The sequence below is a fragment of the Serratia sp. Res13-Sevr-LER1-36-b genome (assembly GCF_015673035.1).
In the GTDB taxonomy this organism is placed as follows: domain Bacteria; phylum Pseudomonadota; class Gammaproteobacteria; order Enterobacterales; family Enterobacteriaceae; genus Chania; species Chania fonticola_C.
The window spans coordinates 229,851-242,519 of record NZ_JADACK010000017.1 but is presented as its reverse complement, the minus strand read 5'-3'; the positions used below and the strand labels follow the sequence as shown (position 1 = coordinate 242,519).

Below are 12,669 nucleotides of genomic sequence, written 5' to 3'. Positions count from 1 at the left end.
TACATCGCGCGAGCTAACCACTGAGAGGCGTTATTTTGACTGAGCTATGCCCCTGCGGCAGCGGGCAGGACTACAGCGTTTGCTGTGCGCCCTATATAACAGGTACTCAATACGCTATGTCACCGGGCATATTAATGCGTTCTAGATATTCCGCCTATGTAAAACGGGATGTGGATTATCTTATTGCGACCTGGCACCCAGACTGCAACCCCGAAGAGTGGCGCAGCGCCATCAGCAGCAGCTTTGGCGATACCGAATGGCTTGGGCTGACGGTGGTAGCGGAAACCGCTGGCAATAGCGCTGATGAGGGGTTTGTGGAATTCATCGCCCGATCGCGCGATGGGGAATGCGAGAGTGCCATGCATGAGCGTTCCCGCTTCCTTCGCCTTGAACAACGCTGGTACTATATCGACGGAACCAAACCTCAACCGGGCAGGAATGCCGTTTGCCCCTGCGGTTCAGGCAAAAAATATAAAAAGTGCTGCGGGCAATAAGCCTGCGGGTTCAGAATCAGACGGAATCGACACACTCATGCCACAGCAAAACGTACAAAGAAAAATTTTACGCACCATCTGCCCCGATGCCAAAGGACTGATCGCCAAGATCACCAATATTTGTTACAAGCACGAATTGAACATTGTGCAGAACAATGAGTTTGTCGATCACCTCACCGGTCGTTTCTTTATGCGTACCGAGCTGGAAGGGATCTTCAATGACACGACGCTGTTGGCCGATCTGGACGGCGCGTTACCAGAGGGTTCGGAGCGCGAACTGCACAGTGCAGGCCGCCGCCGTATTGTGGTGCTGGTCACCAAAGAAGCCCACTGCCTGGGCGATCTGCTGATGAAAAGCGCCTATGGCGGCCTGGACGTTGAGATTGCCGCCGTCATTGGCAACCACACCACGTTGCAGACGCTGGTTGAACGTTTTGACATTCCGTTCCATCTGGTCAGCCACGAGGGCCTGACGCGTGAACAGCATGATCAACAGATGATCGCTCAGATCGACCAATACCAACCGGATTACGTGGTCTTGGCCAAGTATATGCGTGTACTCACCCCGGCTTTCGTTCAGCATTACCCGAACCAGGTGATCAATATTCACCATTCGTTCTTGCCAGCCTTTATCGGTGCACGCCCTTATCACCAAGCTTATGAGCGTGGCGTGAAGATCATCGGGGCAACGGCGCACTACGTGAACGACAGCCTGGATGAAGGCCCAATCATTATGCAAGACGTTATTCATGTCGATCACACTTATTCTGCAGAAGATATGATGCGTGCCGGGCGTGACGTGGAGAAAAACGTACTTAGCCGCGCACTGTATCGTGTGCTGGCGCAACGCGTGTTCGTCTACGGTAACCGCACGGTGATCCTGTAATTGGTTAACAAAGCGGTGTCTTTCGTTCACGGAAGCACCGCTGAGAATAAAAAAGCGACAAACAATTCATTTTCTGCATTTCAATGCTTTACACAAGCGCTTCATTTGATATGATGCGCCCCGCTTACCGAGACAGATGTTTCGCAAGCAATTACGTAGTATCGAGGGATCTAGCCGATTCCCAGTAAATAGTAGTGAACCATGAGCATCATGGTGGGGTTCCCGAGCGGCCAAAGGGAGCAGACTGTAAATCTGCCGTCACAGACTTCGAAGGTTCGAATCCTTCCCCCACCACCATCTTCTCCTCGACCACTAAAATGAAATGTAGTTATGAGTTTCATTTAGCACTGAGGGGGAAAGATGAGAAGCTTCGACCAAGGTTCGAGTCCACGCAGTGGACAACGCGCTTGCGCGGTAATCCTTCTCACCACCACCGTAACCGTGGCCAAAGAGATGGATGAATCAGCACTACCAGAAAGACTTTGCCAACTTTCTGTTTAAAATTAGCAACCATGAATACCATGGTGGGGTTCCCGAGCGGCCAAAGGGAGCAGACTGTAAATCTGCCGTCACAGACTTCGAAGGTTCGAATCCTTCCCCCACCACCATCTCTTTATATACATCCCGCACTTAAAATCATCACTTCACTCTCATGCGCCACCGAATTGGGAAGGATGAGAAGCTTCGACCAAGGTTCGAGTCCACACAGTGGACAACGCGCTTGCGCGGTCATCCTCCCCACCACCATCTCTTTATATACCTCCCACACTTAAAATCATCATTTCACTCCCATGCACCGCCGAAATCGCGCATCCATGCGCTCAACGGTTGGCTAACCTGCAATGACTCCCACCAGCTTCAAGCTTGGGTGTCGCGGTATAAAACACCCTTACTCAGACAACGAGTTTCGACTGTAAGAAGTCATCCTTCCCAGCTCCATCGCAATACCAATTCCCCTTGAACTAAATCCCACAATTCGCTATACCACTGGCTTCGTTAAAAGCAGCAAGGGAAAGTCATGCGTAACAACATTTGTATCTTTTGTGGTGCCAGCGAGGGCAATAATCCAGCCTATATCGAACATGCCCGCCAACTAGGTCATCTGCTTGCCACCCAAGGGCGGCGTCTGGTGTATGGCGGTGGTAAAAAAGGATTAATGGGTGTGGTAGCAGACGCGGTACTAGAGGCCGGTGGTGAAGCAATAGGCATCATTCCCCAACGGCTGGTCGAGGCCGAAACGGCGCACCGTGGCCTGACCGAGTTGGAAATCGTCCCCGACATGCACACCCGTAAGGCGCGGATGGCCGAACTGGCCGACGGCTTTATTGCCCTGCCTGGCGGCATCGGTACGCTGGAAGAGCTGTTCGAAATCTGGACCTGGGGGCAGATCGGTTACCACAGCAAGCCGGTCGGACTGCTGGATGTTAACGGTTTTTACCACCCGCTAAGCCAGTTTTTACAGCATGTCGCCGATCAAGGCTTTATGCGGCATGATTATCTCAAGACCTTGCATATCAGCGATTCTCCGGCAGCCTTAATCCAGCTGTTTGATGACTATCAGCCGCAGAATTACGACCGCTGGGCGAAATAATCCCTGGCTACCAGCGGCAAACCGCCGCTGGTCCGCGTTACATTTTCGGCCAAACTCTGCTACTATCTGAACACATTTTTTCGGATAAAACGGCAGCGCTCATGAAGTTTGTTTCTTTTAATATCAATGGACTGCGTGCACGTCCGCATCAACTGGCAGCAATTATCGAGCAGCATCAGCCGGATGTGATCGGCCTGCAGGAAACCAAAGTTCACGACGATATGTTCCCGCTGGAAGACGTTAGCCAACACGGCTATCACGTGTTCTATCATGGGCAGAAAGGCCATTACGGCGTGGCGTTGCTGACTAAAGATGAACCTCTTGCCGTACGCCGCGGTTTTCCTACTGATGAAGAAGATGCACAGCGTCGTATCATCATGGCCGACCTGGCGACACCACAAGGTACATTGACGGTGATTAATGGTTACTTCCCGCAAGGAGAAAGCCGCGACCACCCTATCAAATTCCCAGCCAAAACCCGCTTTTATCAAGATCTGCAAAATTATCTGCAACAACTGCCGGCAGAGTCGCAGGTATTGATCATGGGCGATATGAACATCAGCCCAAGCGATCTGGACATCGGTATTGGTGAAGAGAGCCGCAAACGTTGGTTGCGCACTGGCAAATGCTCCTTCCTGCCGGAAGAGCGTGAATGGATGGGCCGCCTGCTGGACTGGGGTCTGGTAGATACCTACCGTCATGCCAACCCTGAGCGTAACGATGAGTTCTCGTGGTTTGACTATCGTTCGCGCGGTTTTGATGAAAACCGTGGTCTGCGCATCGATCTGCTGCTGGCTAACACCTCATTGGCTGCGCGCTGTACCGCCACCGGCATTGATTATCAGATCCGTGCCATGGAGAAGCCTTCAGACCATGCTCCCGTCTGGGCCGAATTCGCACTGTAATCTCCCTGCCCCGATGCACGTCGGGGCAACATTGAATCCAAGCTATGAAAATCATTGATGTCGTTGCCGCCATTATCGAACAAGACGGCAAGATCCTGCTAGCTCAACGCGATAGCAGCAGCGATCAAGCTGGCCTATGGGAGTTTCCCGGCGGGAAGGTCGAAATGGCTGAGAGCCAGCCCCAGGCGCTCGCCCGTGAATTGAGAGAAGAGTTGGGCATTATCGCCAAAGTGGGGAGTTTTGTGGCTAGCAATCAGTGGCCGCAAAAGGAGAGGATTATTCGGCTACATGCTTGGCAGGTTGTCTCCTTCAGCGGGGAATTGCAGCTACATTGCCATAGCGCATTTGCTTGGGTGACGCCCGAGCAAGCCAGAGATTACCCGCTAGCCCCCGCCGATATTCCCCTGTTGGAAAGCTATATCCGCTTCACCCCGCCCCTCTCCCACAGTAAGAGGGCGCTGTAATAGCGCCGTTGTCAGGAATTGAAATCAATTGTCAGCACGGTTAAGGTGAGTACAGAAATCAGGCAGTTAAAATCACCGCTTGAGGCGGATCCAGATTAACGGATTGGTGCCCGTGACGTTAGGGTCGCGCGCGCACTGCATCATCTCGTCGCCCACTTTCAGCAGCGCACCTTCAGAATAGTTTTGATTCTGATAAATGCAGCAACGGTTGCAGGGCGGCGGCGTTGTCGTGGTACGTGCGGTACCCCATATTTCAGGGGAAACCGGCACGACGACATCGACATTGCCGCGATTGGCCAATACGCCAGTGGAAAACAGTGCCAAACAACCAATCAACAAGGGTATGCGGCTCATTCACTTTACTCCCGTGCCTTACCGGCACTTTTTTTACGCTTTTTGGCCCCGGCTGACGGTGCAGGCGACAAGCCACGAAACGCTATACTGGCCCGGCTCTGCTTAGCCTGATAGATCAGCTGTTGCAGTGTGCCCTCCAGCGGTTGCATAAAGTCCTGATAACGGCAGGATTTTTCGCTGATTTGCGTCAACGTAGACTCCCACTGCGCCGTCATATCAGGGCGTGCCGCCAGGTCCGGCAATGAATGGATCAGTGCCCGCCCGGTTTCGCTGGAATGAATATAGCGCCCTTTCTTGTAGAGAAACGCCCGCTTGAAGAGCAGCTCGATAATGCCTGCGCGCGTTGCCTCTGTCCCTAAACCATCGGTCGCTCGCAGGATTTTCTTTAGCGCTTTATCCTGCACAAACCGCGCAATCCCGGTCATAGCCGATAACAGGCTGGCATCGGTAAAGGGCCGTGGGGGTTGAGTCTGGCGTTCAACCACTTCGCCACGCTCACAAAGCAACTCATCGTCTTTGGCAACAACAGGCAGCGGTGCACCTTCGTTTTCCTCATCCCGTTCTTTACTTCCCAGCAGGGTGCGCCAGCCCGCTTCGGCCAGGAAACGCGCCTTGGCGATAAACTTGCCGCCTGCGATATCCAGCTCAATAACGCACTTGCGGAACATCGCATCCGGGCAAAACTGCATCAGATACTGTCGGGCCACCAAACCGTAAACGTTCAGTTCATCCTGGCTCAGGCTAGCCTTGCTGGCACGCGCCGTAGGAATAATCGCGTGGTGAGCATCGACCTTCTTATCGTCCCAACAGCGGTTACGGCGCTCGCTATCGATAATCGGCTGTGGATAGAGATCCGGTTGATGTACGCTGATGGCATTCAACACCGCATGGCGTCCGGCAAAGTGTTCCTCTGGCAGATAACGGCAGTCAGAACGCGGGTAGGTGATCAACTTGTGGGTTTCATACAGCCGTTGGCAAACGTCCAACACCTGTTGGGCGCTGAGGTTAAAGCGTTTCGACGCTTCAATCTGCAGCGTGGAAAGGGAAAACGGCAGCGGAGCGGTATCTGATTCCCGTTTATCATTATACGAGGTGACCAGCGCCGGTGCGCCCTCGATGCGTTTAACCACGTGTTCGGCCAATGGCCGGTGCAGTAAGCGCCCTTCCTCATCCTGGTAAGGTTCGCAGGATTCGCTCGGCTGCCACAGGGCGACAAAGCGCTCTTCCTTCGGCGTGACAATATGCGCCTTCACCTCAAAGAAGTCTTTCGAGACGAAGTTTTCGATCTCTTCATCGCGCCGCACCACCAGCCCCAACACCGGCGTCTGTACCCGCCCCACCGACAACACGCCGTCGTAGCCCGCGTTACGCCCTAGCAGCGTATAAGCCCGAGTCATGTTGATGCCGTAAAGCCAGTCGGCACGCGCACGCGCTAACGCGGAAACGCACAGCGGGATAAAGTCACGGTTATCACGCAGACGCTGTACCGCTCGCTCCACCGCCTGTGGGTTAAGATCGTTAATCAGACAACGCCGCACGTTCTGGCGTTTATCCTGCGTCAGTGCCAGATAATCCAGCACCTCATCCACCAGCAACTGCCCTTCCCGATCCGGGTCACCTGCGTGGATCACTTCGTCAGCCTCTGCCAACAGCTTTTTGATCGCGTTCAGCTGCTTGCTGACCGAAGGGCGCGGCTGCAACAGCCACTTCTGTGGAATTATCGGCAAGTCAGCCAGCGACCAGCGCGCGTAACGGCTGTCGTAAGCATCCGGCTGGGCCTGTTCTAACAGATGCCCAACGCACCAGGTCACCACGTCGTTGCTGCCACAGGCGATAAAACCATCCCCCCGACGATGGGGCTTGGGTAATACATCAGCAATGGCGCGGGCCAAACTCGGTTTTTCGGCTATAAACAGTCGCATTATTCACCGTTATTCTGGCTATACGTCATCAGGAACTCTCTGACTTGCGCGTAATTACCGCGAAAGATCACACGTTGGGTTTTCTTCTCTAGTTGATAGCGATACATCGGGTCGTAATAGTGCTGCAACAGCGGCACCAGCCATTGCTGATGCGCTTCGCTTTGGCCACTGAGCCGTTGCACTTGCAGCGCCGATTCCAGACGCAACGTCAACTGCTGGAACAGTTCCAGCCCCAGGCGGCGGCGGATGGCAAACAGGCCATGATGCAGATATTCATCATATTGCCGCCAGCCGTCTTGCTCGCCATAGGCTTGCTCAAAGGCAATGCGCATCCGGTCGATGTACTCATCTTGCAGCCGTGCCACGCGCACGTCGAACGGATCGTCAATCACCACCAAGGCTGCCTGTTGCATACCATTGAACAGCCCTAAGGGTAGATTATTCGAACCGATGATCCGACTTTCATCTTCCAACACCCAATGGCGGCAACCGCCGTGCTGTTTCTTCAACATGCACGTTGCCAGCTGATTCTCAAAATCAATTTGGCTGGACTGTTTCACCAGCGTACGGCCAAAGGAGGAGCCACGATGATGGGCGATCCCTTCCAGATCGATACCTGCCGCCAATTCATTAATCAGCAGCGTCTTGCCGCAGCCGGTATTACCGCCAACGATCAGCATAGGCAACACAGCGGCGGCCTCAAGCGCACCGAGCAAAAAATTGCGCAGTGCCTTGTAGCCGCCAATCACGCGTGGGTAGTCAACACCCGTCTCTCGCAGCCACTGTTGCACTAATTGCGAACGTAGACCACCGCGGAAACAGTAGATATAACCTTCCGGCTGCCGGACACACTGCTCGATCCAAGCCTGCGTGCGCTGCTCACGCAGTTTACCGTTGACCAGACTGTGCCCAAGAGCGATTGCAGCTTGTTGACCATGCTGCTTGTAGCAGGTGCCCACCGCCTGACGTTCACTGTCGTTCATCAGCGGCAGGTTAACTGAACAGGGGAATGCCCCCTGCGTAAACTCTATCGGCGCGCGCACGTCAATCAGCGGCACATCCTGTAGAAAAAGGCGCTGGTAGTCTTGCGTATCCTGTCGAGTCTGCACCGTTGACACTAGACAACCTCGATCAGTGGTTTACCCGCCTGTGCGGCCTGCAGTTCACCAATCGCGTTCAGCGTGATGCCATGTCGGGCCGCTATCGCCTGCACTTCGGCTTCAGCTTCCGGCAAGACCGCCAGCAGCAAACCGCCGGAGGTTTGCGGATCGCACAGCAATTGACGTTGCAGATCGCTCATGGCCCCCACCAGGTGACCATAGCTTTCAAAGTTACGCCCGGTACCTCCCGGCACACAGCCTTCGCTGATGTAACGTTCCACATCCGGCAGTTTCGGCACGCATTCGAACCATACGGTTGCCTGAAGATCGGAACCCTGGCACATCTCGCTAAGGTGGCCAAGCAGGCCAAAGCCGGTAACATCGGTCATCGCCGTGACGCCAGCAACTTCGGCAAAGTCCGCCCCAGGCTTGTTCAACTGGCACATGACCTCAGTAGCCAAGCCTTGATGTTCGGCCAGCAGTTTGCTTTTCTTCTCTGCGGTGGTCAGTACGCCAATGCCTAGCGGTTTGGTCAGGAATAACTTGGTACCTGCCTGCGCTGCACTGTTTTTCTTCACCAGCTCGGTTTTGACGATGCCGGTCACGGCCAAGCCAAAAATCGGTTCTGGGGCATCAATAGAATGGCCCCCCGCCAATGCAATCCCCGCCTGCTGGCAAGCATAGCGGCCACCGTCGATCACCTGTTGGGCAACCTCTGCGGGCAACTTGGCAATCGGCCAGCCGAGAATAGCGATGGCCATGATCGGTTTACCGCCCATGGCATACACGTCGCTGATGGCGTTGGCTGCCGCAATACGGCCAAAATCAAACGGATCGTCGACGATCGGCATAAAGAAATCGGTGGTGCTGATAATGCCCACGCCGTTACCGATGTCATACACCGCGGCATCATCACGCGTTTCATTACCCACCAGCAGATGGGGATCGATAAACTTTTCCTGCTCGCTGTGCAGTATCGTTTCAAGCACTTTGGGTGAGATTTTACAGCCGCAGCCAGCGCCGTGGCTGTACTGGGTCAAACGAATGGCCGGCGATGTCATAGTCCACTCCCTCTGGGTAACAAACGAACGTAAGGATATCACAATGGGATATAGGGTAGCGCTTGCCGAGGGGATTGATAAGAGCAGGTTGGCATTATGCGTGCGACCTGCTCAGAAACAGTACAAAACTGCGGGTTTTCGCGCATTCTCAAGCGAGTTCCCGCATGGCGGATCAGAAGTAGCGGACGAAAGGCGTACTGTCCGGAGCGACCACTTTAGTGGAACCTTTTAACTGCGGTGTGCCCAGATAGAGGAAACCGACAATCTCGTCCTGCTCGCGGCAGGCGAAGGCTTCGCGCACCAGAGGATGCTCTGTCCAGGCACCGCTGCGCCAGATGCCATTAAAGCCTTGCGCCAAGGCGGCCATTTGCATCGCCTGCACCGCGCAACCGGCAGAGACAACTTGCTCCCAACGCGGCACTTTCGGATTTTCACTGCAATGGGCAACCACCGTGATAATCAGTGGCGCACGAAAAGGTGCCTGTTTGGCCTTTTCTACCGCACTCTCATCTAGCTCATCGTGTCTGGCAGCCGCTTGCAGTAATTCACTGAAACGTTGCAGACCCTGATCCTCGATCAGGATAAAACGCCACGGCTGTAACGTCCCGTGATCCGGCGCGCGCAGCCCGGCGTTGATGATATTCTGACGCACTTCACCTGCGGGTGCCGGGGCGGTCAGGCGTGACGCAGAACGGCGATTCAGTAAAAGATCCAGTGCATCCATCATTAACTCCTGATAACAATTTTCGTTTAAATCACGTTAACATAGCTCTACATAGAGTTACAGCCTCTGTAATACTGTCTATACCCGGTGCCATTCAAGCTGCATGGGGGTAAATGGCAGGTGATTTAAAGCTGACATTTCTTCGGCCGCTCATTAGGATAGCGGAACATTCTAGACTCTTGTTGGAGAGCACATGCGCACATTGGGGCGAATTATTGCAGGCATTTTCAGATGGACGTGGCGTCTGCTGAATTTTGTCAGGGAACTTATCCTGAACTTGTTCCTGATTTTCTTGATCCTGGTCGGGGTCGGTATTTATCTCTCACTCCAAGGCAACTCTTCGGTAGCAACCCCGCATGGTGCACTGCTGGTCGATCTCAGCGGCGTGGTGGTCGATCAACCTTCGGTGAACAACCGGGTTCGTCAGTGGGGCCGCGAACTGTTGGGTGCCTCCAGCAACCGTCTGCAGGAAAACTCACTGTTTGACCTGGTGGATACCATTCGCAAAGCCAAAGATGATAAAAACATCACCGGCATGGTGTTGCAGCTGAATGATTTTGCCGGGGCAGATCAGCCGTCCCTGCAATACATCGGTAAGGCACTGCGCGAGTTCCGCGACAGCGGTAAACCGATCTATGCCATCGGCGACAGCTATAACCAGACGCAATACTACCTGGCCAGCTATGCCAACAAGATCTACCTGTCACCTCAGGGTGCCGTCGATCTGCATGGTTTTGCCACCAACAACCTTTACTACAAATCCCTGTTGGAAAAGCTGAAGGTCACCACCAATATTTTCCGCGTGGGCACCTATAAATCTGCCGTAGAACCGCTGATCCGTGACGATATGTCACCGGCAGCGCGGGAAGCCGATAGCCGCTGGGTCGGCGGGCTGTGGCAAAACTATCTGGATACGGTGGCGGCTAACCGTCAACTCACGCCAGATCAGTTGTTCCCAGGCGCAGCAGATATTCTCAGTGGCTTAAAGGCAGCGGGTGGCGACACCGCGCAATTCGCCCTGAACAGCAAATTGGTCGATGAACTGGCCTCTCGCACTACGATAGAAACACAGTTGGTGAAAACCTTCGGTTGGGACAAGCAGAGCAATGACTTCAATGCGGTCAGCATCTACGATTACCAGCCGCAACCGTCACCGGATCAGGGTGGTGAGATCGCCGTTATTTTCGTCAATGGCGCGATCATGGATGGCCCACAGACGCCAGGATCGGTCGGTGGCGACACCACTGCCTCACAACTGCGTCAGGCACGTCTGGATCCGAAAATCAAAGCCGTCATTCTGCGCGTCAATAGCCCTGGCGGTAGCGTCAGCGCTTCAGAAGTGATCCGCTCCGAGCTGGCCGCGGTTCGCGCCGCAGGTAAGCCGGTGGTGGTTTCCATGGGCGGAATGGCTGCGTCTGGCGGTTACTGGGTGTCGACACCAGCAGATTACATTATTGCCAGCCCGAGTACCCTTACTGGCTCCATTGGTATCTTCGGCGTGATCAACACCTATGAGAACACGCTGGATAGCGTTGGGGTACACACCGACGGCGTCGCGACATCACCACTGGCCGATCTGGCAGTGACGAAAGCACTGCCGCCAGAGTTCTCGCAGATGATGCAGTTGAACATCGAGAACGGTTACAAGAACTTCATCGACCTGGTGGCAACCGCCCGGAAAATGACGCCGGAGCAGGTCGATCAAATTGCTCAGGGTCATGTCTGGATCGGTAGCGACGCCAAGAAAAATGGCCTGATCGACCAACTGGGCGACTTTGACGACGCCGTGAAGAAAGCGGCAGAGCTGGCCAAGCTGCCACAGTGGCAACTCAACTGGTTTATCGATGCTCCTAGCATGACGGATATGCTGCTCAGCCAGTTTGGCGTTTCTATCCACGCTATGCTGCCTGCGGCGATCCAGTCAATGCTGCCCGCCCCGTTGGCATCGGTGGCGCTGGCGGTGAAAGAGCAGCCTGGCCTGTTTAATAACCTGAACGATCCGCAGCATCGTTATGCCATATGCCTGACTTGCGGAGAGGTCCGTTAACAAATAAATCTCTAGCCCGGCACCCGCCGGGCTTTTTTTCTCCTGCCATCTCCCTATAATTCAGCCTATCTGACAGCCACAAGATCAAAGCCATGCAAAAGAAATCCATTTACGTCGCCTATACCGGCGGCACTATCGGTATGCAGCGTTCCGAACAGGGCTACATCCCGGTTTCCGGCCACCTTCAGCGCCAGTTGGCACTGATGCCCGAGTTCCATCGGCCAGAAATGCCGGATTTCACCATTCATGAATATGCCCCGTTGATCGACTCTTCGGATATGACCCCCGAAGACTGGCAGCATATCGCCGACGACATCAAACAGAATTACACCCGCTATGACGGCTTTGTTATTCTGCACGGCACCGACACCATGGCATTTACCGCTTCAGCCCTATCCTTCATGCTGGAGAACCTGGATAAGCCGGTGATCGTCACCGGATCGCAAATCCCGCTGGCAGAATTGCGCTCCGACGGCCAAACCAATCTGTTGAATGCCCTCTATCTGGCCGCCAATCATCCAGTGAACGAGGTCAGCCTGTTCTTCAACAACAAGCTGTTTCGTGGCAACCGCACGACCAAGGCACATGCCGACGGCTTTGATGCCTTCGCCTCCCCTAATCTCCCGCCCTTACTGGAAGCAGGTATCCACATACGCCGCCAGACCGGCATCGCCTCTCCAGTGTGCAATGGGGAATTGATCGTGCATAACATCACGCCACAGCCCATCGGCGTGGTGACAATTTATCCGGGGATTTCCGGTGCCGTGGTGCGTAACTTCCTGCTGCAGCCGGTCAAAGCACTGATCCTGCGCTCTTACGGCGTCGGTAACGCGCCGCAAAAGGCCGAACTGGTGGATGAATTGCGTGACGCCTCCGAGCGTGGCATCGTAGTGGTCAACCTGACACAATGTATCTCCGGCCGGGTCAATATGGAGGGCTATGCGACCGGTAATGCCCTGGCCCATGCTGGTGTGATCAGCGGTTTTGATATGACGGTGGAAGCCGCGCTGACCAAGCTGCATTATCTGTTGAGCCAGCCGTTAACCCCAGAAGAGATCCGCAGCCTGATGCAACAAGACCTGCGTGGCGAATTAAGCGCTGCGGGCTAACCGAAGTAGGAA

Annotated in this window: 12 protein-coding genes and 2 tRNA genes; 9 read left to right on the top strand and 5 right to left on the bottom strand. The window is 54.5% G+C overall.

The genetic code is table 11. The features are described from left to right. Nucleotides 1-35 precede the first annotated feature (35 nt). The 7 genes from IMQ33_RS11140 (at nucleotide 36) to IMQ33_RS11110 (ending at nucleotide 4,340) form a co-directional block, all read left to right on the top strand. Nucleotides 36-494: a YchJ family protein gene (locus tag IMQ33_RS11140; RefSeq protein ID WP_196062439.1), complete on the top strand. Its 459-nt coding sequence runs from the start codon at nucleotides 36-38 to the stop codon at nucleotides 492-494. Nucleotides 495-531: 37 nt separating this feature from the next. Next, complete coding sequence (purU, locus tag IMQ33_RS11135) at nucleotides 532-1,380, top strand: formyltetrahydrofolate deformylase (RefSeq protein ID WP_021181219.1); 849 nt, start codon at nucleotides 532-534, stop codon at nucleotides 1,378-1,380. Nucleotides 1,381-1,592: 212 nt separating this feature from the next. Then, a tRNA-Tyr gene (locus tag IMQ33_RS11130) sits at nucleotides 1,593-1,677 on the top strand. 226 nt (nucleotides 1,678-1,903) lie between these two features. Next, a tRNA-Tyr gene (locus tag IMQ33_RS11125) sits at nucleotides 1,904-1,988 on the top strand. A 410-nt stretch (nucleotides 1,989-2,398) separates the two neighbouring features. Continuing rightward, nucleotides 2,399-2,971, top strand: coding sequence for a TIGR00730 family Rossman fold protein (locus tag IMQ33_RS11120; RefSeq protein ID WP_196062440.1), 573 nt, complete (start codon nucleotides 2,399-2,401; stop codon nucleotides 2,969-2,971). 101 nt (nucleotides 2,972-3,072) lie between these two features. Further along, nucleotides 3,073-3,876 carry an exodeoxyribonuclease III gene (gene xthA / locus IMQ33_RS11115; RefSeq protein WP_065685682.1) on the top strand — a complete coding sequence of 268 codons (804 nt, stop codon included), beginning with the start codon at nucleotides 3,073-3,075 and terminating at the stop codon, nucleotides 3,874-3,876. 44 nt (nucleotides 3,877-3,920) lie between these two features. Further along, nucleotides 3,921-4,340 (top strand): pyrimidine (deoxy)nucleoside triphosphate diphosphatase, encoded by a 420-nt coding sequence (locus IMQ33_RS11110; RefSeq protein WP_065685681.1) that lies wholly within the window; start codon nucleotides 3,921-3,923, stop codon nucleotides 4,338-4,340. 72 nt (nucleotides 4,341-4,412) lie between these two features. Here the strand turns inward: IMQ33_RS11110 and IMQ33_RS11105 are convergent, their stop codons facing one another. The 5 genes from IMQ33_RS11105 to IMQ33_RS11085 form a co-directional block, all read right to left on the bottom strand. Then, nucleotides 4,413-4,694 carry a DUF1496 domain-containing protein gene (locus IMQ33_RS11105; protein WP_024528782.1) on the bottom strand — a complete coding sequence of 94 codons (282 nt, stop codon included), beginning with the start codon at nucleotides 4,692-4,694 and terminating at the stop codon, nucleotides 4,413-4,415. A 5-nt stretch (nucleotides 4,695-4,699) separates the two neighbouring features. Continuing rightward, nucleotides 4,700-6,616 (bottom strand): DNA topoisomerase III, encoded by a 1,917-nt coding sequence (locus tag IMQ33_RS11100; RefSeq protein ID WP_196062441.1) that lies wholly within the window; start codon nucleotides 6,614-6,616, stop codon nucleotides 4,700-4,702. Then, on the bottom strand, nucleotides 6,616-7,734 hold the full coding sequence (gene mnmH / locus IMQ33_RS11095; protein WP_196062442.1) for a tRNA 2-selenouridine(34) synthase MnmH: 1,119 nt from the start codon (nucleotides 7,732-7,734) through the stop codon (nucleotides 6,616-6,618). Before mnmH ends, IMQ33_RS11100 begins: the two co-directional genes overlap by 1 nt. Next, complete coding sequence (selD, locus tag IMQ33_RS11090) at nucleotides 7,734-8,777, bottom strand: selenide, water dikinase SelD (protein ID WP_021806611.1); 1,044 nt, start codon at nucleotides 8,775-8,777, stop codon at nucleotides 7,734-7,736. Before selD ends, mnmH begins: the two co-directional genes overlap by 1 nt. 172 nt (nucleotides 8,778-8,949) lie before the next feature. Continuing rightward, nucleotides 8,950-9,501 (bottom strand): NAD(P)H nitroreductase, encoded by a 552-nt coding sequence (locus IMQ33_RS11085; RefSeq protein WP_098930929.1) that lies wholly within the window; start codon nucleotides 9,499-9,501, stop codon nucleotides 8,950-8,952. 193 nt (nucleotides 9,502-9,694) lie between these two features. Here IMQ33_RS11085 and sppA point away from each other — a divergent pair, with 193 nt between their 5' ends. Then, entirely contained in the window at nucleotides 9,695-11,548 is a 1,854-nt protein-coding gene (gene sppA / locus IMQ33_RS11080; RefSeq protein ID WP_196062443.1) for a signal peptide peptidase SppA, read from the top strand. 92 nt (nucleotides 11,549-11,640) lie between these two features. Next, entirely contained in the window at nucleotides 11,641-12,657 is a 1,017-nt protein-coding gene (gene ansA / locus IMQ33_RS11075; protein WP_024528777.1) for an asparaginase, read from the top strand. Nucleotides 12,658-12,669 lie beyond the last annotated feature (12 nt).

Coding starts and splice junctions, on each gene's coding strand:
- sppA (WP_196062443.1), top strand. CDS start 9,695: ATGCGCACATTGGGGCGAATTATTGCAGGCATTTTCAGATGGACGTGG.
- IMQ33_RS11120 (WP_196062440.1), top strand. CDS start 2,399: ATGCGTAACAACATTTGTATCTTTTGTGGTGCCAGCGAGGGCAATAAT.
- IMQ33_RS11085 (WP_098930929.1), bottom strand. CDS start 9,501: ATGGATGCACTGGATCTTTTACTGAATCGCCGTTCTGCGTCACGCCTG.
- ansA (WP_024528777.1), top strand. CDS start 11,641: ATGCAAAAGAAATCCATTTACGTCGCCTATACCGGCGGCACTATCGGT.
- IMQ33_RS11105 (WP_024528782.1), bottom strand. CDS start 4,694: ATGAGCCGCATACCCTTGTTGATTGGTTGTTTGGCACTGTTTTCCACT.
- selD (WP_021806611.1), bottom strand. CDS start 8,777: ATGACATCGCCGGCCATTCGTTTGACCCAGTACAGCCACGGCGCTGGC.
- purU (WP_021181219.1), top strand. CDS start 532: ATGCCACAGCAAAACGTACAAAGAAAAATTTTACGCACCATCTGCCCC.
- IMQ33_RS11100 (WP_196062441.1), bottom strand. CDS start 6,616: ATGCGACTGTTTATAGCCGAAAAACCGAGTTTGGCCCGCGCCATTGCT.
- IMQ33_RS11110 (WP_065685681.1), top strand. CDS start 3,921: ATGAAAATCATTGATGTCGTTGCCGCCATTATCGAACAAGACGGCAAG.
- xthA (WP_065685682.1), top strand. CDS start 3,073: ATGAAGTTTGTTTCTTTTAATATCAATGGACTGCGTGCACGTCCGCAT.